22 protein-coding genes are annotated in these 21,252 nt (G+C 42.4%); 20 read left to right on the top strand and 2 right to left on the bottom strand.

Annotation, left to right across the window (positions count from 1 at the left end):
• Positions 1-114: 114 nt before the first annotated feature.
• Together J5X92_RS09030 and J5X92_RS09025 are read right to left on the bottom strand one after the other, a co-directional pair.
• On the bottom strand, positions 115-1,515 hold the full coding sequence (locus J5X92_RS09030; RefSeq protein ID WP_208805513.1) for a heavy metal sensor histidine kinase: 1,401 nt from the start codon (positions 1,513-1,515) through the stop codon (positions 115-117).
• Positions 1,508-2,188, bottom strand: a complete 681-nt coding sequence (locus tag J5X92_RS09025) for a heavy metal response regulator transcription factor (protein ID WP_208805512.1) — start codon at positions 2,186-2,188, stop codon at positions 1,508-1,510. Before J5X92_RS09025 ends, J5X92_RS09030 begins: the two co-directional genes overlap by 8 nt.
• A gap of 267 nt (positions 2,189-2,455) precedes the next feature.
• Here J5X92_RS09025 and J5X92_RS09020 point away from each other — a divergent pair, with 267 nt between their 5' ends.
• The 20 genes from J5X92_RS09020 to J5X92_RS08925 all read left to right on the top strand — a co-directional run bounded on the left by J5X92_RS09020 (position 2,456) and on the right by J5X92_RS08925 (position 21,209).
• On the top strand, positions 2,456-2,830 hold the full coding sequence (locus J5X92_RS09020; RefSeq protein WP_208805511.1) for a hypothetical protein: 375 nt from the start codon (positions 2,456-2,458) through the stop codon (positions 2,828-2,830).
• A gap of 106 nt (positions 2,831-2,936) precedes the next feature.
• A complete protein-coding gene (locus J5X92_RS09015) occupies positions 2,937-3,464 on the top strand; it encodes a DUF411 domain-containing protein (RefSeq protein WP_208805510.1) in 528 nt (175 codons plus the stop codon).
• Between the two features lie 20 nt (positions 3,465-3,484).
• The gene (locus J5X92_RS09010) at positions 3,485-4,822 is read left to right on the top strand and encodes a TolC family protein (RefSeq protein WP_244360538.1); all 1,338 of its coding nucleotides are present in this window, start codon (positions 3,485-3,487) and stop codon (positions 4,820-4,822) included.
• Positions 4,822-6,450 carry an efflux RND transporter periplasmic adaptor subunit gene (locus tag J5X92_RS09005; RefSeq protein ID WP_208805508.1) on the top strand — a complete coding sequence of 543 codons (1,629 nt, stop codon included), beginning with the start codon at positions 4,822-4,824 and terminating at the stop codon, positions 6,448-6,450. The genes J5X92_RS09010 and J5X92_RS09005 overlap by 1 nt, the downstream gene beginning before the upstream one ends.
• Positions 6,447-9,584 carry an efflux RND transporter permease subunit gene (locus J5X92_RS09000; protein ID WP_208805506.1) on the top strand — a complete coding sequence of 1,046 codons (3,138 nt, stop codon included), beginning with the start codon at positions 6,447-6,449 and terminating at the stop codon, positions 9,582-9,584. The genes J5X92_RS09005 and J5X92_RS09000 overlap by 4 nt, the downstream gene beginning before the upstream one ends.
• 35 nt (positions 9,585-9,619) lie before the next feature.
• Entirely contained in the window at positions 9,620-10,042 is a 423-nt protein-coding gene (locus J5X92_RS08995; protein ID WP_208805504.1) for a copper resistance CopC family protein, read from the top strand.
• A 12-nt stretch (positions 10,043-10,054) separates the two neighbouring features.
• A complete protein-coding gene (locus tag J5X92_RS08990; RefSeq protein WP_208805502.1) occupies positions 10,055-10,984 on the top strand; it encodes a CopD family protein in 930 nt (309 codons plus the stop codon).
• 159 nt (positions 10,985-11,143) lie between these two features.
• The gene (locus J5X92_RS08985; protein WP_244360497.1) at positions 11,144-11,521 is read left to right on the top strand and encodes a nuclear transport factor 2 family protein; all 378 of its coding nucleotides are present in this window, start codon (positions 11,144-11,146) and stop codon (positions 11,519-11,521) included.
• Between the two features lie 211 nt (positions 11,522-11,732).
• Positions 11,733-12,089, top strand: a complete 357-nt coding sequence (locus J5X92_RS08980) for a hypothetical protein (RefSeq protein ID WP_208805498.1) — start codon at positions 11,733-11,735, stop codon at positions 12,087-12,089.
• A 32-nt stretch (positions 12,090-12,121) separates the two neighbouring features.
• Positions 12,122-13,345: a hypothetical protein gene (locus J5X92_RS08975; protein ID WP_208805496.1), complete on the top strand. Its 1,224-nt coding sequence runs from the start codon at positions 12,122-12,124 to the stop codon at positions 13,343-13,345.
• A 109-nt stretch (positions 13,346-13,454) separates the two neighbouring features.
• On the top strand, positions 13,455-13,880 hold the full coding sequence (locus tag J5X92_RS08970) for a MerR family DNA-binding protein (protein ID WP_208805494.1): 426 nt from the start codon (positions 13,455-13,457) through the stop codon (positions 13,878-13,880).
• Between the two features lie 48 nt (positions 13,881-13,928).
• The gene (locus J5X92_RS08965; protein WP_208805492.1) at positions 13,929-16,304 is read left to right on the top strand and encodes a heavy metal translocating P-type ATPase; all 2,376 of its coding nucleotides are present in this window, start codon (positions 13,929-13,931) and stop codon (positions 16,302-16,304) included.
• A 12-nt stretch (positions 16,305-16,316) separates the two neighbouring features.
• Complete coding sequence (locus J5X92_RS08960) at positions 16,317-16,670, top strand: cupredoxin domain-containing protein (RefSeq protein ID WP_082759611.1); 354 nt, start codon at positions 16,317-16,319, stop codon at positions 16,668-16,670.
• An 84-nt stretch (positions 16,671-16,754) separates the two neighbouring features.
• Positions 16,755-17,042 (top strand): YHS domain-containing protein, encoded by a 288-nt coding sequence (locus J5X92_RS08955; RefSeq protein WP_208805490.1) that lies wholly within the window; start codon positions 16,755-16,757, stop codon positions 17,040-17,042.
• The gene (locus tag J5X92_RS08950; RefSeq protein ID WP_208805580.1) at positions 17,039-17,299 is read left to right on the top strand and encodes a DUF5676 family membrane protein; all 261 of its coding nucleotides are present in this window, start codon (positions 17,039-17,041) and stop codon (positions 17,297-17,299) included. Before J5X92_RS08955 ends, J5X92_RS08950 begins: the two co-directional genes overlap by 4 nt.
• Before the next feature lie 42 nt (positions 17,300-17,341).
• Positions 17,342-17,989 carry an isoprenylcysteine carboxylmethyltransferase family protein gene (locus J5X92_RS08945; RefSeq protein ID WP_208805488.1) on the top strand — a complete coding sequence of 216 codons (648 nt, stop codon included), beginning with the start codon at positions 17,342-17,344 and terminating at the stop codon, positions 17,987-17,989.
• 42 nt (positions 17,990-18,031) lie between these two features.
• A complete protein-coding gene (locus J5X92_RS08940; RefSeq protein WP_208805486.1) occupies positions 18,032-18,400 on the top strand; it encodes a cation transporter in 369 nt (122 codons plus the stop codon).
• A 586-nt stretch (positions 18,401-18,986) separates the two neighbouring features.
• Positions 18,987-20,135: a porin gene (locus J5X92_RS08935; protein ID WP_348272390.1), complete on the top strand. Its 1,149-nt coding sequence runs from the start codon at positions 18,987-18,989 to the stop codon at positions 20,133-20,135.
• A gap of 11 nt (positions 20,136-20,146) precedes the next feature.
• Positions 20,147-20,677, top strand: a complete 531-nt coding sequence (locus J5X92_RS08930) for a c-type cytochrome (RefSeq protein WP_208805483.1) — start codon at positions 20,147-20,149, stop codon at positions 20,675-20,677.
• A gap of 94 nt (positions 20,678-20,771) precedes the next feature.
• The gene (locus tag J5X92_RS08925; protein WP_208805481.1) at positions 20,772-21,209 is read left to right on the top strand and encodes a hypothetical protein; all 438 of its coding nucleotides are present in this window, start codon (positions 20,772-20,774) and stop codon (positions 21,207-21,209) included.
• Positions 21,210-21,252 lie beyond the last annotated feature (43 nt).

The raw sequence follows: 21,252 nt of genomic DNA, 5'->3' as shown, positions 1-21,252 counted from the left end.
ATTCAAAAATATCAAACAATCGATAGACCTGAATGATAGGAACGGCTGATGAAGTAATCAGATGAATATAATAATGAGAACCGGATATTCGAATCTTTTCCTCGTCATCCACATCTAGTTAAATAATTTAATGGTAAAACAGGTCTCTTTTGTCGATGACTCAACATGTATATCACCCCCATTAATTTTTATTATGGACTTTGCAATTGTTAAACCGAGGCCAGCTCCTTGCCCATCTCGTTTTCTCGAAAAATCGGTTCTATAAAAACGGTCGAACAAGCGGCCTAAATGCTCTTTAGATATTACTTCGCCATGATTAATAATTGAAATAGAGATGGCGTCAGCCGTATTTTTTGTAGCAATTACGATTTCATCATCTTTAGGTGAATAACGAATTGCGTTGGAAATTAAATTACTGAGTGCTTGGCGCAGCATTGTTTTATCACACACTATCACTACTGGAGGACCAATTAGAGTAAGCTTTATATTTTTATCATCAGCCAGCACCTCAAAATATTCCATTAAGTCCTTTATTTCTTGGTTAACGGCTACCTCATCTTTATTGGGCTTAATCAAGCCATGCTCGGTTTGCGCTAGTAAAAGCATATCGCTTACCATTTTGCTCATGCGCTCGTATTCTTCAAGATGTGAGTACAGTATATCCGTATAATTCTCATTGGTTCTTTCTCGGCTCAATATCACTTGCGTTTGTGTGGTTAAGTTAGTGATTGGGGTTCTTAATTCATGTGCGATATCGGCAGAGAAGAAGGACAATCTTGAAAAACCATCTTCCAACTTCTGGATCATGGTGTTAAACGAGTCTACTAAAACAGTCAGTTCGCTCGGGACACCTTTTGTGCTTAATCGGGCATCTAGGTGGTCAGCAGATATTGTTTCAATTTTTCTGCTCAATTTTCTGAGCGGCGAGTGGCCTCTATGGATTGCGATCCTTGCAGCTAATATTGTCACAATGGCTGCGCAAAGCGTGAATAACCAAAGTGTTTTTTTAAAGTCTTCCATATAAGACATGTGGAATTCCATATTGGAAGCAACAATGACGGTATACGTTTTAACTGTACCGCTTAAATTGACACTGGTTGTTAGCTTGGTTGCACGCAACATATGTTGCGTGTCTTCAAATAAAATTAAATTATCAGGAGTAACTGTTGCAAAAGAAGGGGAGTTCTCAGGGTAAAAACTAAAATCAGCTCCCTCACTTGAGAAGAGAGTTTCGCCGTCTGCGTTCTCAACATGATAGTAAACGCCGTGGTGACCAGAAACTGCTTCAAATAGAGTTTCTGATGGCGGCGTATGGTTCGATGCCGCATCTTTGAGCTTGGCGTCAACCGCTCGGTAAACTTCATTTAGTTCTGATGCATCTTGCTCGGTAAAATGTTGTTCTATCGAATGGATGACAATTGCATGCATCACGGAAAAAAATAATAAAACCGTTATTCCCACGAGGCTGGTTGTTCGAAAAGCAAGAGAGTTAGCCACGCTATACCACTTATTCATTGTCCACCGCTGATAGTTTGTAGCCCATACCACGAATGGTTTGTATTAATTTTGGTGAAAAATCATCGTCAATTTTTGCTCTGAGTCTTCTGATAGCCACGTCGATTACATTGGTATCGCTGTCAAAATTGATATCCCAAACTTGTGAAGCAATAAGTGAGCGGGGCAATACCTCGCCTTGTCGCCTGACCATCAGTTCAAGCAGAGTAAATTCTTTCGTAGTGAGATTAATGGTTTTACCTGCGCGAGAAGCGATGCGAGAGGGTATGTCCAATTTTAAATCGGCTATTGCAAGAGTGTTGGTAGGCATTGCAATGCCTCTTCTTAGCAAGGAACGCACTCTAGCGAGCAATTCAGCAAACGCAAATGGCTTGACGAGATAATCGTCGGCTCCTAACTCAAGCCCCTTAACTCTGTCGTTTACACTGTCTCTGGCAGTTAAAAACAAAACGGGAGTAGGGTTGTTTGACTCTCGTAAGGAGCTCATTATTTTCCAACCGTCTATGTCAGGCAACATCACATCCAGAATGACCAGTTCAAAATTACCTGTCATGGCTTTATGGTGACCGTCTAAACCGTTTCTAACCAATTCAATAACGCAGCCCGCTTCTGACAGACCTTGTTTGATGTAATCGCCCGTTTTGGGTTCATCTTCAACTACCAGTATTTTCATTTAAGCTCCAGTTCATGAGACTAGACTACAGCATCTAATTTTTGTGTGCGCTCGCGTTTTCTACTTAGTTCCATAGATGAGCAAATCGCGAACCCGCAGTATAAGTTAAAAACGCACTAAATATTGGCTTGATGACAGAATTGTAATCTGCACGTAATCAACGTGTCAGGTTGAATCTGTAATATAACTCTGCGGTCAGGATCATGACATGCAAATTTTGTATTTAATAGAGTATTTTAAATCCTCAAACCTTTGGATAAGCTTAAATTGTCAAAACGTTTTATACACATCATTTTCATCATCACGATGATTGTATCGCAAAGTGCACAGGCATTTGCTGCTGCTAATATGCCTTGCTCGCAAGACGATATGGTGATGCCTAGTATGAGCGAACTGGATACTTACAGTTCATCTGACACTAAAAGCGAAATGGATAATGGCGAAATAGATAGTCGCGACTTGAATTGTTGCGCTAAAGACTGTTGTTGCCCCGCCGCTCTATTAACCATTGCTGTACTTATCGATGACGATCTATCAGTGGAACCAAATTTCACTGAAATAAAAGGGGCTTCTTTTATTTCAGCGTTTACAAGTATCTTTCCCGCACTACTGCAACGCCCTCCGAAGCGCCTTACTGTTTAGTTACTCCCGTTTTTTAACAACAACTTTGTGAAAATAACCTTTTGTAAGCTACTACGGTGTTTTCGCTTAATCATACTAAACACAATTCATTGAAGAGGAATTCACTATGAAATTTTCTATATTGTTAGTAACTAAGGCAAGCATATTTGCATCGGTTTTGATAATGACTGCATGCTCAGACGCATCTGATATTGACACACTTGAAATAGCCACAAATGATTCAACACTGGCAACCCCCATTGAGCTGACTGTATTTAAAAGCAGGACATGCAACTGTTGCCAAAAATGGATAACTCATGCCGAAGAGAGCGGATTTGACATTTCGGCTAACAACATAACATATCTAAACGATCTAAAAGAAGACAAAGGCATTGCGCCTAACTACCGCTCTTGTCACACAGCAGAGTCAAAAGACGGTTACGTGTTTGAAGGACATGTACCTTCGAAATACATCAAACAATACCTAGCTAAAGTGCCGACGAATAGTATTGGCTTATCAGTGCCTGCTATGCCTGTTGGTTCGCCTGGAATGGAAATGGGAGAACGTTTTATGCCTTATCAAATCCTCCTTTTGCATGCCGACGGTAGCGCAACAGTTTACGCTGAGATAGCGACTTACGAGGAGCAATTTTGATGAAACCTTTCATAACTTTGATGTCAGTAGCAACGTTTATATTAGTTGCTGCCCATGCTGTTGCTGCTGACTCAAGTATCTTAACCCTAGAAGAAGCTATAACGGCGGCCGTCAAACAAGACCCGTGGTTGAAGGGGAGTCAGTATAGTGAGGAAGCAATAATGGCAAACAGCGTTGCGGCATCTACTTTACCTGACCCAGTTGTGTCGATTGGCTTAGCGAACTTGCCTACCGATGGGTTTGCTTTTGACCAAGAGCCTATGACCCAGCTAAAAGCAGGTGTGTCGCAAATGTTTTCACGGGGAGATAGTTTGGATATCCGTCGTAAGCAACTGCAAGAGCTTGCCAAACAGCATCCAATAATGCGTCAAGATAGAATAGCTAAAACAACGCTGACAGTATCAATAAAGTGGTTAGAGATATTTCGCGCACAGCAAACTATTGCATTGATTGAGCAAGACCGAGCCTTGTTCGAACAGTTAGGCGAAATTGCACAAGCCAGTTACTCGTCCGCTGTCGGCAAAGTACGCCAGCAGGACATTGTGAGAGCGCAGCTCGAACTGACCAGACTTGAAGATAGACTTACCAAACTGCATTCTCAAAAAGAACAAGCAACAGCAGAGCTATTAGAATGGCTGTTGGATGAACAGACTTGGTCTACAAATACGCAGCGTTACCAGCAACATGTTGACCTACCTGCAAAAGCACCAACAATCCCGCGCTTATATTTGAATGCCACGAAAGAGTTAGAAAACGGCAATATCGATATATTGGCAGAGTTGCTGAATAATCACCCCGCTGTGCTGGCAATAGAGCAGAAGATTGAAGCAAGTAATACCGGTATAGACTTAGCCAAACAGCAATACAAACCGCAATGGGGAGTTAATGCAAGTTATGCTTATCGCGCAGACGACCAGCTAGGGCGCAGCAGAGCTGACTTTATCTCTGTTGGAGTAACTTTTGATGTTCCTCTGTTTACCGGAAATAAACAAGACCAAGAAGTGTCCGCGGCCATCAGTCAAACTGAGGCGATCAAAACTGAAAAAAGGCTCGCCCTAAGGTCACTGCTATCGCAACTGCAATCAGCCTACGCCGCTCACCGAAGACTGCAGCAAAGAGAAGCCTTGTACCAAACCGATATATTAATACAAATGAGTGACCAAGCAGAGGCTTCATTAACCGCATATACCAACGATGACGGTGATTTTGCTGAAGTTGTTAGGGCGAGAATAGCTGATCTAAACGCCAGAATAGATGCTCTCAACATTGACGTAGACTTACTCAAGTCCCAATCACAATTAAACTACTTTTTTAGCGATGAGCCATCAATCGCCAATACCCGTTTCGGAGAGAAATAATGAAAAACACTAGCACGCTTGCCATAGGCTTGTTTGCAGGTGCAGTAATTACTGCGCTTGTTTATACCTACATGATGCCGACAAGCCACAACAGTCTTTCTGATAGCACCGTTGACGCGGACAAACCCTTGTATTGGGTCGCGCCAATGGATCCTAACTATAGAAGAGATACGCCTGGAAAGTCTCCGATGGGTATGGACCTGATCCCCGTTTATGACGACGGTGGTAACAATGCTGATAGTCCTGGAACGATAAAAATACATCCTAATGTGGAAAATAATTTGGGTGTAAGAACCGCTAAAGTTGAGAAAAAGGCCTTACATGTGCCCATCAGAACAGTGGGCTATGTGCAATACAACGAAGACACCCTCGTTCACATTCATCCTCGCGTAGAGGGGTGGATTGATAATCTTTACGTTAAAGCCGCCGGTGATTATGTTAAAAAAGGTGAGCCACTATACGCGCTTTATTCTCCTGAATTAGTCAACGCTCAAGAAGAGTATTTACTCGCGCGCACTCGCAATAATAAGAATCTTATTGAGGCAGCATCATCTCGTTTAGAAGCACTACAAATGCCGGCGTCAGCTATTAAAAAATTGAATAATACTGGTAAAGTGCAACACACAATTACCTTTACTGCCCCACAAACTGGTTTTGTAGATAATCTCAATGTTAGACAAGGTTTTTATGTAAAACCTGGTATCACTATTTTATCGATTGGTGCCTTAGACGAAGTATGGGTAGATGCTGAAATATTTGAACGTCAATCTAATCTGATTGAAGAAGGGTTAGCCGTAACGATGACCTTAGAGTATTTACCAGGCAAAGAATGGCAAGGGCAAGTCGACTACGTTTACCCAACGCTCGACGAAAAAACAAGAACATTGAAAGCACGTCTAAGGTTTGAAAATCCAGACTACTTCTTAAAACCAAACATGTTTGCTCAAGTGACCATTCATTCTGACTTAGACGATGAAAACTTACTGGTTCCTACCGAAGCAGTTATACGCACAGGCACACAAGATAGAGTCGTGTTGGCATTAGGCGAGGGTCGTTTCAAATCAGTTGAAGTTGAAGTAGGCAATATTGTGAATGAATATACGGAAATTTTAGCGGGCTTGAATAAGGATGATCGCATTGTCACCTCGGCGCAGTTCTTGTTGGACTCAGAAAGCAGTATTTCATCAGATTTCAAACGAATGGAAGAGCCAGATGCTGCGCCTACCATGGTGTGGACAACAGCAACCATAAACAGCGTAATGATAGAACACCGTATGGTTAATCTCGATCATGCAGAGATTGAAGATTGGGGCTGGCCTAGCATGACCATGGATTTCAATGTCGCAGATGACATTGATATTTCACAGTTATCTGCAGGGATGTCACTGCACCTCCAAATTACTAAGTTAGACACTGGTGACTACTTGGTCAATACCATCCATATTGTTGATGAAGATGGCAATATGATGCAGATGGAAAACATGGACGGCATGAATGATGACGAAAACATGGATGATATGGACGGTATGCATGACATGCATAATATGAATGATATGGATAAGTCTGCCAAACCGGATACAACGAAAATGGAAGTCGATCACTCTAGCCATAGAGGACAACACCAATGATTGCAGCCATTATAAGATGGTCTGTTACCAATCGATTTTTTGTATTGCTTTTGGCATTAATTATCGTCGGTGGCGGTCTTGTTACGGTAAAAAATACGCCTGTGGACGCACTTCCTGATTTGTCAGATGTGCAGGTCATCATAAAAACAAGTTACCCTGGACAAGCACCACAGGTTGTCGAAGATCAAGTTACCTACCCACTAACCACCGCAATGTTATCGGTTCCTGGGGCTAAAACGGTGCGCGGCTATTCATTTTTTGGTGATTCTTACGTTTACATTATCTTCGATGATGATACCGATCTGTATTGGGCACGAAGCCGAGTACTCGAGTATTTGTCTCAAGTTGCACCTAATTTACCTGATAACGCAAGACCGCAGTTAGGGCCTGACGCGACCGGTGTAGGCTGGGTGTATTTGTATGCTCTGATTGATAAAACCGGCCAACACGATATTAGTCAATTGCGCAGTTTACAGGATTGGTTTTTAAAATTTGAGTTACAAACAGTATCCGGTGTTTCGGAAGTATCTGCCATTGGCGGCATGGTCAAGCAGTATCAAGTTCGCGTTGATCCTGAAAAACTAAGGGCGTATGGCATACCCTTATCGCACATACAAATGGCAATTAAGCGAGGTAATCAAGAGGTCGGAGCATCAGTTATTGAAATGGCCGAAGCTGAATACATGGTTCGAGCAACAGGTTATATCGAGAACAAAAGTGACATAGAGTTGATCCCACTTGGTGTCAATGATAATGGAACACCACTTTTAATAAAGGACATTGCCGATGTACAAATTGGCCCACAAATGCGCCGCGGTATAGCCGAGCTTAATGGCAAGGGCGAAACCGTGGGTGGTATTGTTGTCATGCGCTATGGCGAAAATGCACAGAAAACGATTGATGGCGTTAAAGCAAAACTCGAGGAACTCAAAAAAGGGCTTCCTGATGGTGTTGAAGTTGTCACTGTCTACGATCGTTCAGCCTTAATAGAGCGTGCTGTTAACAATCTAGGCTTTAAACTTTTAGAAGAGTTCGCGGTAGTGGCGCTTGTATGTGTGGCTTTCCTATTTCATGTACGGTCGTCACTCGTGGCAATAGTGAGTTTACCGGTAGGTATCTTAGCGGCATTTATTGTGATGTATTTTCAAGGTATCAACGCGAATATTATGTCTCTAGGAGGTATCGCGATTGCCATTGGGGCCATGATTGACGGTGCTATTGTCATGATTGAGAATATGCACAAACACATGGAACGAACGCCACTTACGAAAGAAAACCGTTGGCAAATTGTAGTGGACTCGGCCACAGAAGTAGGGCCTGCACTGTTCTTTAGTTTACTTATTATAACGGTAAGTTTTGTGCCTGTGTTTACCCTCGAAGCGCAAGAAGGGAGAATGTTTGCACCACTTGCCTTTACTAAAACGTACGCGATGGCTGCATCGGCTGCACTAGCGATTACGCTTGTGCCTGTGTTGATGGGGTATTTCATAAGAGGCAAAGTGCTCGCCGAGCACAAAAACCCAGTGAACAAGGGCTTATCGTGGTTGTATATGCCTTCACTCAAAACAGTACTTCGTTTTCCTAAACTAACGCTTTTAGGTGCATTAGTGGTATTGGTGATTGGCTTTTGGCCCATTAATAAAATTGGTAGTGAGTTCATTCCACCATTGGATGAAGGCGATTTGATGTATATGCCAACCACGTATGCGGGGATATCTATTGGTAAAGCGCGTGAATTGTTACAACAAACCAATAAGTTGATCTACACCGTTCCAGAGGTGGAAACGGTGTTTGGCAAAGTGGGCAGAGCGGATACGGCAACTGATCCGGCACCTCTGACTATGATTGAAACCTTCATTCAATTGAAGCCTCATGATGAATGGCGCGAAGGGCTTACCACCAAAGACCTAATCAAAGAACTTGATGGTTTGATCGATTTCCCCGGTCTGACGAACGCCTGGGTAATGCCAATCAAAACCCGTATTGACATGCTAGCAACCGGTATAAAAACCCCTGTGGGAATTAAGATTGGCGGTCCCGAACTTAAAGAAATACAAGGGATTGGGCAGCAAATTGAAACAATCTTAACGAAGGTTGACGGGACAGCTTCTGTTTATTCCGAACGCGTTGCAGGCGGTCGTTATGTGAAGGTCGATATTCAGCGCGAAAGAGCGGCACGATATGGCTTGAATATCGCTGATATTCAGTCGGTTGTGGCAAGCGCTGTAGGCGGCATGAATGTGACGCAGAGTGTTGAAGGGCTAGAGCGATATCCGGTTAACGTTCGCTACCCTCAGTCATATCGTTCGTCACCCCAAGCATTATCCCTATTGCCAATTATAACGCCACTGGGTAAGCGCATCGCGCTGGCAGATGTTGCCGATGTATACATTGAAGATGGCCCTCCAGGCATAAAAAGTGAAAACGCGCGCTTAAATGGTTGGGTATTCGTCGATATTGATGGCGTAGACATTGGCACCTATGTAGTGGCAGCCCAAAAAGCGGTAAGCGATCAATTGGTCTTGCCAGCAGGTTACTCAATTACGTGGTCAGGTCAATATGAATATATGCAGCGAGCCAAAGAGAAACTAACTTATGTGGTACCACTCACGCTAGCTATCATTATTATTCTGCTGTATCTGAATTTTAGAAACGTGACTGAGGTCGCCATTATTATGGGTACATTGCCCTTAGCCATGGTGGGGAGTATTTGGTTGATGTATCTCGAAGGATTTAACTTCTCTGTTGCAGTCGGCGTTGGGTTCATTGCACTAGCAGGTGTCGCGGTTGAAATAGGCGTCATTATGCTCGTGTATCTCAACCAAGAGTACAACGCGCTACTTGAGCGTTGTCGAGAGAACAACACCAAACCAAGTGATGCTGAATTGACAGAAGCAGTGTTGCATGGCGCTGGACTTCGAGTAAGACCTGTGATGATGACAGCGATGGCCATTATTCTGGGCCTATTACCTATATTGTATGGGACCGGCACAGGTGCAGAAGTCATGAGTCGCATTGCCGCACCGATGGTAGGAGGCATGATGAGCGCAGTGTTACTTACCTTGCTGGTATTGCCCGCTATTTATTTGCTGTGGAAAAGGAGACAAATACACAAATTAGATGACAACTTTTAACCCTTAACTTTAAACAATAACTAAGTGAGAAAAAAATGAAAAAGTATATCGCAATAATATTCGCAACAATGACCAGTATGTCGGTATTCGCTCACACAGGATTGACATCGTCTTTGCCTGCTGACAATGCCATGCTGATGAAAAGTCCTGAAGTGATAGAAGTGACGTTTGGTAATCCTGTTCGTTTGGTGAGCTTATCTATCGCTAATACTAAAGGAGAGCCTATCGAAACAGCGTTCAAACCAAGCATGGAGGCAAGTGACACCTTTTCCTACAATTTGCCTATGTTAATGCCAAGTACCTACAAAGTATCTTGGACAATCATGGGTGATGATGGGCATAAAATGAAGGGAGACTTTTCGTTTATGGTCCATGCAATGGACAAAATGAAAGGGATGAAAGGGATGAAAGATATGAAAGACAAAAAGATGGATCACTCAGAGCATAACAACCATTAACAGGGAACTATCATGACACCAGAAATTTGGACAACATTACTCATATTGAATAAATTCCTGGTGTATTTAGGTATAGCGGCGGCCATTGGTGGTTTTTCAACGATGCTTTTATTTACGCACCTCGATGCTCTATCAACTCGCTACTATGTTGTTAGACAATGGCAAACAAGCATTAGCCAGTATGGTGTTTTATTTATTACTGTTGGATTGATCGCTAACCTTTTTGACTTTTTCGTGCAAGTGGGAAACATGTCCGAAACAGGTTTAAAAGGAATGACTGAACCCATTATGCTTAATATGCTTTGGGTTAGCTCAGTTGGCACATTGACCCTTGTTAGAGCAATAGCGTTTGTCTTAGCAGCAGCTATGATGATTTATATATTAAGGCTAACTAATCCTCTGAATAGTAAGACCAAGTTAGTTTTATTTGGGCTCTTTGCTCTTATAGTAATATTGCTGCTCAGCGCTTCATTTACCCTTTCTGGACATACCAATACGCTTGGGTTTGGAAGTATCGCCCTTATTACCCTGCATGTTGTGGTGGCCTTTGCATGGCTTGGTTCCCTCTTGCCATTGATAAATGCATGTTCCACCTTTAACAGAAACGAACTTTATGTATTGATGGACAGGTTTGGTCGTTTTGCGTCATGGGGAGTGACTATATTGCTGATTGTCGGTTCAGGAATGTTGGTGCAGCTATTGCCAAACATCGATGCGCTTTTTTATAGCCCCTATGGTCAACTTTTCATGCTCAAAATTTCCGGCGTTTTGATGCTGCTCGTCTTTGCGTTCGCGCATAAGTTTTTTCTCGTACCTCACATACTACAAAAAGAAAACGGACACATAAAATTAAGACATTCTATATTTGCTGAAGCGTGTGTAGGTCTGCTCGTATTAATCACTACTAGCGTTGTCACAACAGCAGTTGGGCCACCGATGTAATGGGTGCCACTGTTAACTTATTAATTAAATTATTTATTGAAGGTCATATATATGAAACACATTATTCAACCCAAGCTCCTTACAATTTTCACTCTTATTCTGTTGAGTGGGTCAGTATTTTCTCATGAAAATGAGACGGACAAAGAAGCAAAATCGACGATGTTCACTGGTCTTGAAACGTCAGCTGGCAAGACTGTGTTAGCGTTCCATAAAGCTCTCGAAACCGGTGATGCGCAAACCGCCCGTGGTTTGCTTGCTGATGACGTATTGATACTCGAAGGAAAGGGCGTTGAAAGAAGCGCACAGGAGTATGCGAGTCATCATATGCTATCTGATATGAAGTATTTAAAAGCAATGACAATTGAGTCTATTGAACACCATGTTACTCAATTCGATGTCGTAGCAATATCGATATCAAGAAGCAGCGTAAAAGGGACCTACAAAGATAAGAATATTGACCGAATAGGTAATGAAACGATTGCGCTGAAGAAGCACGACGATAAATGGAAAATTACGCATATACATTGGTCCAATTGATTGTAGGTAACATGGTTCATTACGCTGAATAGATATTTATCACAATGTTTTCATTACAAAAATGTAATTGAATGGTAATGCAATTGCTGCAAATCATTGATGTAGATCATGTAAGTTGACAGCCACCTCAGTATGCTTTTTTTCGCGATGTATAAGATTTTTACAACGTACACATAACGAAATTTTTATCAGTATTAGCGAGGAAAGGTTCATGAAAAATAGCACTAAAATACTAACGGTATTAACAGTTTCTTTATTCTTTTTAGGAGGCTGTGCAAGTCAAATTTATCATGATTACATCATGAGCGGTCAGGTTGTATCAACCAACGGAAACGAGTTGGTAGTTTGCGTTTCGAATACTAACAATCTGCAAGTGGATAAGATCTTTAGCGTCTATCGCGCTGTTTATGATGAAAGCGTTATCACAGAAGGTGAATCAGGTTACTCCAGAGAGTATGTGGGAAAAGTGCGATTAGGTGGCATAAAAAATGAGCATTTTGCTGGCGCGACTATCGTAAGTGGGAATGTTCTTGCAAATGATATTGTTGAGTTTGAACCTAAATCATAAATTTTATCTAACCGAGTAACGGAGTGCTCTCAATGCTTTTTAATGGGGTTGCAATCACGTCGACAATGATTGTTGGTTGGGTTTTGTTTAGCAGACAGATCAGGCTGTCGAATCAGTGGCGAGCGACCGTAACTCCATTAGCATCAATTATTGGCAGCGGCTTTCTGATTGTCGCACCGTTGCTTCATTCTGTTATGGGTAAATGGGCTTTGCTCGGAATGATCTTGTTATCGATGCTCGCATACTGCTTAGGCGGCGTCATTCGTTTCAATATCTTCAATGCCGAGCCGTATTTAGATAAGTTTCCAAAAAGCGGTATCGCTAAAATAGAAGTACTTGGTCAGTGGTGCTTAGGGGCAGCCTACGCTATTTCAGTGGCTTTCTATATCAGCCTCTTTGCTTCATTTTTGTTTGATCGATTAGATATAGTGAATAGTGATGCAATCAAAATCGTTACTACTTTTGTATTGCTCGCCATTATGCTACTTGCATGGTTACGAGGCGCCAAAGGCTTGGAAGTCATTGAGTTGTATGCTGTCACAATAAAGCTAGCAATCATCGTTGGTGTGTTATTTGCCTTATTTACGTTTGACTTAAGCAGCAACACAACGTGGTTTCAGCACGAAGCGCTTAACAATCTTGGTCCTCTACAGACCTTAAGCATCTTAGCTGGGATGTTAATGGTAACTCAAGGTTTTGAGACCGCCCGTTTTATGGGAGGGCAATATTCGACAGAGGTTCGCGTAAGAGCAGTTAATCATTCACAAGGTATCGCAACGTTAATTTACATTGCCTTCATTGCACTGACTTGTCCGCTCTTCAATGTGTATCCAATTGTGGAATTAAATGAAACGACAATTAGCAACACATTAGGTAAAGCAGTTTGGGTCCTTCCTTTTTTATTATTAATAGCCGCAACCGCGAGCCAGTTGAGCGCTGCGCTAGCTGACACGATCGGCGGAGGGGGGTTACTGAAAGAACTTATAAGAGCCCGTTTTTCTACCCATTTTTATTATATGTTGATTATCGGCATCGCTATTGCGCTTGTATGGACAAGTGATGTATTTGAAATTATCAACTTAGCTAGTAAAGGATTTGCGCTTTATTATTTATCTCAAACGATATTAGCATCTTGTTTATTGATAAAACGTAAAAACAAGATGTTTGATGATTGGTTCAAGCTATCCGGTTCAATAATCCTATCAGGAATTTTAGTGCTAGTGATTGTTTGGTCGATGCCAGCACCACATGGTTAAAAATAGGTATTGACCTGTCAGCAACTCACAGGTTTATCCTGCAGCAGTAAATAAGACAAGCATTATTTCTTGAATTGGATATGTAAACAAAGTGCAAAAGGAGCCTGATATGCAAGTGACAGAATTAGCAGACACATTCGGCGTAAAAAAAGACACCGTTCGATACTACACAAGGATTGGCTTACTTCGTCCATCAAAGGCATTGAAGAATGGTTACAAATTCTACGATAGGTTTGAGCAGCGTCGTCTTCGGTTCATTCTAAGCGCACGCGATTTAGGATTCTCTATTGATGATATAGAAAAAATATTTGCAGAATCGGATGAGGGTAAAACACCTTGCCCAACGGTAAGGGTGTTAATTGAAAAAAGGCTGCAGGAAACGGAACAGCGATTTATTGAAATGGCCAAGCTGCGAGACCGAATGCAGGACGCAGTCAATACATGGGAAAAAATGCCGGACAAAGCCCCCTGTAATAATGTTATCTGCCATTTAATTGAAGATCTCGAGATTGCACAAAGCGAAACGCAGAAATAGTGATTTGCATACATAAAAAACACGTAAGCATTCTAAACGGAGAGTTTGATGAGTAACACGGAAAATAAAGAGAGTGAGACTAAACACTCATGCTGTAACAATAAAAAAGCACACAGTGGCGACGTGACAGCTAATAAAGGTGAGGCTCAGCAAGGTAAGGTTGACGCGCTTAAGCGTGTTAACGCCGATGAAGCAGAAGAACACCATTTAATTATTGATGGTGCTAGTTGTGCTAGTTGCGTGACTAAAATTGAAAAAGCACTGCGTGCTGTCAAGGGCGTAAAAAGTGCAGAAATGAACTTCGCACAACGCAGTGTAATTGTTACTGGCAACGTTGAGGACGCGAGCCTAATTACGGCAGTTGAAATTGCTGGGTATAACGCAAAAGTGGATACCAGTGGTTCAGAAGAAGAAGCGCTAGACGAAAGAGAAAAAGCCGATTGGCAGTATTATAAAAAGCTCTTGCGAGACATGACTATTGCGCTGTTACTTGGTGTACCACTGATGATATATGGCCTCATGATTGGCGAGATGACGGTTAACACTACTGGCGAGCGAATTGGGTGGTTAGCGGTTGGTTTGGCTACGCTTGGCGTGATGTACTTCTCAGGCAAGCATTTCTATATTGGCGCGTGGAATTCATTAAAAAATCATTCAGCCAATATGGATACGCTCATTGCACTTGGGACGGGCACCGCATGGGTATATTCGATGGTGGTCGTTGCCGTTCCAGAACTATTGCCGCAAATGGCGCGCCATGTCTATTTTGAAGCGACCGCCATGATCATTGGTTTAATTAATCTAGGTTTAGCACTAGAGGTAAAAGCGCGTGGGAAAACCTCAGAAGCGATTAAACGACTAATTGGTTTGCAAGCCAAAACTGCAAGGGTGATTAGAGACGGCAAAGATATTGATATCCCGATAGAAGATGTGTTGCTCAATGACTTAATTAGGGTGCGTCCAGGCGAAAAAATATCCGTTGATGGCTTAGTAGTTGAAGGGCATACGGCGGTTGATGAATCCATGTTAACGGGTGAGCCTATGCCCGTTGAGAAAAGTGATGGAGACAAAGTGGTGGCTGGCACCATTAACAAGTCTGGTTCAGTTGTATTTAAAGCGACGCGTGTAGGCAAGGATACTGCGCTTGCGCAAATCATCAATATGGTTAAAAGAGCGCAGAATTCTAAACCACCAATAGGGCGTTTAGCGGATGTGATTTCAGCGTACTTTGTCCCGGTAATTATGATTATCGCGGTGCTTAGTGCACTAGCATGGCTAAATTTTGGCCCCTCGCCAGCAGTCGCATTTGCGATTGTGTCTGCAACCACAGTGCTGATCATCGCTTGCCCTTGTGCGCTGGGATTGGCTACACCCATGTCGGTAATGGTTGGGGTGGGTAAAGCTGCAGAAGCTGGCGTGTTGATCCGAAACGGTGAAGCGCTGCAAACAGCGTCTAAAATAACCACCATGATCCTTGATAAGACGGGCACCATCACCGAAGGTGCTCCAAAGGTTACCGACGTATTATTAGCTGAGGGGCAAATTAGACAGCATGTATTAATGCTTGCTGCGAGTATTGAAGCGGGGTCTGAGCATCCACTGGCAATGGCCATTGTAGAAAGCGCTAAAGAACAAGGTATTGAAGCGCGTAAAGTCAGTGCTTTTGCTTCAATTGCTGGTAAAGGCGTAGAAGCGGTACTTGATGACAGTCAGCTGTTGTTTGGTAACGAAAAGCTAATGAAAGAACGCAGCATAGACATTCGAGCGTTCATAGACAGAGCTCAAACACTTGCCGAAGAGGCTAAAACCCCGATGTACTTTGCTATCAACAATAAATTAGCTGGTGCAATAGCGGTCGCTGACCCCATTAAACCAGACTCGGTCGAGGCCATTAAACGCCTTCAGAGTAATGGGATCCGCATTGTTATGTTAACTGGCGATAACCGCTTAACGGCAAAAGCCATTGCGAGCAAAGTAGGGATCACAGAATTTGTCGCTGAAGTCATGCCAGAGGATAAAGCGAACAAAGTCGCCCAATTGCAGAAAGAGGGCGAAATAGTCGGCATGACCGGCGACGGTATTAATGATGCGCCTGCTTTGGCACACGCCAATGTTGGTTTCGCCATCGGCACTGGCACTGATGTCGCCATTGAGAGCGCTGATATCACCCTTATGCGCGGCTCATTGCATGGCTTAGCCGATGCTATTGCTGTGAGCAAAGCGACTTTAACAAACATCAAACAAAATCTGTTTGGCGCATTCATTTACAACGTGGCAGGTGTGCCGATAGCGGCCGGTATTTTATATCCATTCTTTGGTTTGTTGTTAAGCCCCATAATAGCTGGCGCTGCTATGGCATTTTCGTCATTAACGGTAGTCACTAATGCCAATCGTCTGCGCTTTTTTAAAGCAAAAGATCACTAGGAGGTTTGAATTATGTTGTGGATAAATTTAGCAGGAGCAGCACTTATCGCGCTTATTGTGTGGTGGTTTTGGATATATAAATCCGCCAGTGTCGCCATACAAGATGGCGCGATTGAAATATTAGTTAAAGATGGCGTTTATCAACCCTCGAAAATAAGGCTGCCGGCCAATCAAAAAGCAATGCTCACATTTACGAGGGTAGATTCATCCCCTTGCTCTGAGTCTTTACAAATCCCAGATTTGGATATCAATGCAAGCTTGACCTTAAACAAAAAAGTGACTGTATCGATACCGCCCACAGAGCCGGGACAGCACGCTTTTCACTGCCAAATGAAAATGTATGTGGGTGAGTTGATTTTCGAATGAGTCGAGGGATGCATAAGTATTCTTCAATTCTATAAACAGTAAAAGAACTGAGCCCAATTGCTCAACTTAACTAGGAGGTGATAAATGGACGGCGTATTTTCATTTTTGTTATTTGCGGTTTTCTTCTACCTGATGATGCGTTTGGGCTGTGGATCACATATGTCACATGGTCATCATAAAGATACAAGTTCGAACAAAGTGGAACCCATCATAGATCCGGTTTGCCACAAAGTTGTGGAGCCAGAACAAGGATACGGGAAACTGCACGAGGGGGAGCTTTATCGCTTTTGCTCGAAGCACTGTCTTGACGAGTTTGACCAACAACCCGAAAAGTATATCGATAAACTTAACAATGCAGGAGCGATATCGTGACCCATAAAATATCATTAATGGCCTTTGGTCATGCAAGTAGTCTGTTTATCAGCATCAGTTTTGTCCTTTGCGTCGCGTTTGGCTTGTTGTTTCCACAAAGCGCCATGTATGACGTTTGGTTAAAGTTGTTGCCAGGCGTTGAATGGCTTAGCTGGCAAAGTTTCTTTTTAGGGCTCGTAGAGAGCTATATGTACGGCTGGTTTATCACCCTTATTTGGGTGCCGTTGTATAATTTTTTTGGTAGCAAAGCGAAATAGCAGCAATGCGTGTTTTGACTATCTACTAGTGGAGATAGATTTATGAACGAACCGATAGCACATTCAGGTATATGGATTTTAGCGCTGATCATGATAGTCGTTGCGTCTTGGTACCTATATAAGTATATGGCACCCTCATCTTGGCACGAGTGGGCAGGGGCGGGCGTAGTACAAGCTTTTATCATTGCCTTGTATGCCGAAATGTATGGTTTTCCATTGACCATTTACCTCTTGGCACGTTTTGGAGGTCTGGATAGAACTGAGCTTAGTGCCAATTTGTGGTCGTCTCTTTTAGGTGTGGGAGAGACTGGCATGATGATCTCAATGGTCTTGGGATACATTTTATTATTCTTGGGTATTGGCTTGTTTTTTCAAGGTTGGCGCCAAGTTTATAAAGCGCGACAAGAGAAAAAATTAGTGACAGATGGCTTGTACGCATTGGCAAGACATCCCCAATATACAGGCTTGTTTATTGCGCTATTTGGCGAAGGCGTTGTGCATTGGCCTACTTTATTTTCAGTGGCACTCTTTCCAATAATTGTTTTTATTTATTATCGTCTATCTTTGCGCGAAGAGAAAAAAGTGATTGCTGAATTTGGGGGAGAATATTTGGCTTACAAAGCACATGTGCCAATGTTTATTCCGCGCATAGAGCAATGGAAGTCATTTATTAAGCAAGCCAAAATATAACTAGTAGATTTTAAGTGCAATGGAAAAAGGAGAAAATATCTTATGAGCGACTTAGAACACAGAGTCGGTGTATCAGAGGCGAACTTAGTGCTTCGCCACCTTAAATTGACGAACATTGATGACGCTAAAATCAGCGCTATTATTCGCGATATCGATGCCGCGTTTGGTGTCGACGCTGTTTCTTTTGAAGGTGATAAACAGACCTTACATATAGGCTACGACGTTACCCATTGTGAACTTGATGGTATTGAAAACATAGTGAAACTAAACGGCGGCGATATATCTCATGATTGGTGGACGAATTTTAAAGAAGGTTATTATCAATTTGTCGATGAAAACATCAGGGAAAATGCAAAGCACAAGCCGTGGAGTTGTCATTCTTCGCCACCGGGTAGTCGGAAAAAACGTTAGTTCACCATAAAAGATGGTGTCGTAAAATCGACTTGAGAGTGGGACAGTCGAGCAGAATATTCTCGTTGGGCAAGCACTAGTATACGAAATACTGCGTGGTTGCACGACCATAGCCGCAAATTTAATTCAACGCAATGATCCAACAATGGTCGACAGTAATCGACCACTGCAGCACACAACTTTAATGTTCGGGCCCATACATGGAATAAAAGCATAAAACAAAATTTAGTTTCCTTGCCAACTCGCGTTCGCGTGCTCATAGTCAAAAATTGACGCCTAGTTTATGCCAAATGAACTCAATCTATTTGTGATTTTTATGTCCAGTCTAGCCAAAGAAAAACTTGTGCTGGTTCATATTTGAAATGAGGAAAAATTTAAGTAAGTAAATGGTTTTATTACAAAAATGTAATCATCTTGTAATCTACTTATTTGAAAATATTGATCCAAATCAAGAAGTGGGAAACCCATACCAATAGGATACAACCTATATTCAACGCGCAGATATGTGATTAAAAAATATTACGTTAATTAATCGCAATAAATAGAGTGGGAAAATGCTATGCGGATGGTTAAAACAATACAATTAGTGACTTTTTGTTCGGCTGCTATCGTCTGGCAAACGCCAACGTATGCGGCACAATCCAATGATCGATTCGTCTTTGTTGGATACGGAGATGTAAAATATGAAAGTGCCGATGTCGCGGGTACTGACAGTTTTTCAACGCGTTTCGTGCCAATCTTTTTGTTCAATCTAAATGACAAGATGCACGTAGAGGCGGAACTTGAAGTAAGTATCAATGAAAACGGTGAGACCCAAACCGAACTTGAATATGCTGATATCCATTATTTTGTGAACAACAATACAACGATTACAGCGGGGAAATTTCTATTACCGTTTGGCCAATTTAGTGCCAACTGGCATCCCAGTTGGATAAATCGCAGCATATGGACCCCTGGAATATATGGTGCACACGGCTCTAGCCAAGCAATGGATCCCATGCTGCCGATTTTGAGCGATATTGGTATTGCAGCACAACAAGTCTATCAAGTGGGTTCAGCCAAGGTTTTTCTGGATGTCTTTATGACAAATGGGCCTAGTTCTGAAGCATCTCATGATGAAGAGGAAGTTGATGACGACCACAATATCGCCCTTGCTCGTTTGTCTTCACCTGCTAACTCATTAGATCCGGATACAGACGGGGATGAACACACAGAAGCTTTTCCTGAAGTGGAATTCGAAGCGACAAGCTCAGACAACAATAGTAACAAGGCGTTTGGTGGTCGGCTTGCCGTTGCGTTACTCCCCTCAATAGAAATCGGCACTTCCTATTACCAAGGTGCGTATGACGAAAACAGCCAGTTAGATATTAAGGCAAATGGTGTTGACATTAATTTCATCAGTACGCATCTGATGGTAAGAGGAGAGTATATTCGTACAAAAACGGAAGCGTTTATTGAGCAAGACCATGAGGAAGTTGTTAATTCACTTTCTCGCAATGGGTGGTTTTTACAAGGGACATTTTTCGTGGGTCACCTATTCGAAGGGCTAGGGAGTACGGAAATTGTTATTGAACGTGCGCAAACAAAAAAAGTAGAAGAGGCCGAGCGATGGATGGTCGGTGTTAATTACTGGTTGGATCCGCGTTCAGTCATCAAAGTGGGTTACGAAGATACAAACGTGGCTGATGGCCCTGATGACAAACGTTTTGCTGTGCAATTCAGTTATGGCTTCTAGGAGGATTATTTATGAAACATCAATTTACCATTAACATACTTGTGTTGTTTATTTCTTTATTCACTTCGCTACACGTGAATAGCAGCGAACCACTGTCAGGCGCAGAATTGATCAACAATAATTGTGCGCGATGCCATAACAGCCGTCCAGTCCAAGAGTTTTCCATAAGTGAATGGAAAGTCATCATGCCACATATGCGAGAAAAGGCACACCTAACGGGAGCAGAAGTCCAGGCCATTCTCAAATTTATGGAAATTGCTTCAACACCTGTGCAAGCACCGAAAGTTCTTGCGAGTGTCAATAAACCCGTTGAGCCAAGAGAAGTTCTGACTCGCTATGGTTGCCAAGGGTGTCATCAGGTGCAAGGCGCAGGAGGCACCCTTGGCCCGTCACTCGATAATATTATCAGCGAAAAAGGAATAGCATTTTTTGAGCGTAAAGTTAAAGAGCCTCAATTTAATAACTCTGCGTCAGCGATGCCGAAAATGCCCATAACCGATGAAGAAATCGCAGCATTGGTAGTGTTTTTGTCGCCTAAATAACGTAGCGTCGTCAAAAAAATACAGATTCAGCATAAGCAAAATTCATTTTTAAACATAAGCTGCTCAATTGAGTATCACTAAAGGAAATAAAATCATGAAAAAAATAACTTCATTATTATTCGCCAGCGTTTTAGTCATTTCACCTATTTCTGCTGTCTATGCACACCAAAACGCGGACAAGCATGAAATGCCGATGATGAAAGACCAAATGATGAAAAAAATGCAAAGTCATATGGAAGACATGCGAGCAATGTTAGCCGCGGTTAAAAAAGAAACAGATCCTAGCAAACGAGAAGTAATGTTGCATGATCATGCTAAAAAAATGGAAGGCATGATGGGCATGATGAAATCGGATGACAGCAAGGGTATGAACGACATGAAAGGCATGAAACATAAACATGATGATATGTCGGCTGAGGATAAAATGGCGATGATGGAAAAGCGCATGAGTATGATGATGGACATGATGGAGCAGATGATGGGGCACACAGCGGAAAAAAGTAAACCAAAGCATCAGCATAAAAAAAATTAGTCGTTTTATAGCAGGATAGGTGCAACGCGCCTATCCAAAAACA

The sequence above is a fragment of the Alteromonas sp. K632G genome (assembly GCF_017653625.1).
In the GTDB taxonomy this organism is placed as follows: Bacteria; Pseudomonadota; Gammaproteobacteria; order Enterobacterales; family Alteromonadaceae; genus Alteromonas; species Alteromonas naphthalenivorans.
The sequence above is the reverse complement of the archived record's forward strand: the minus strand, read 5'-3'. Positions and strand labels throughout refer to the sequence as shown.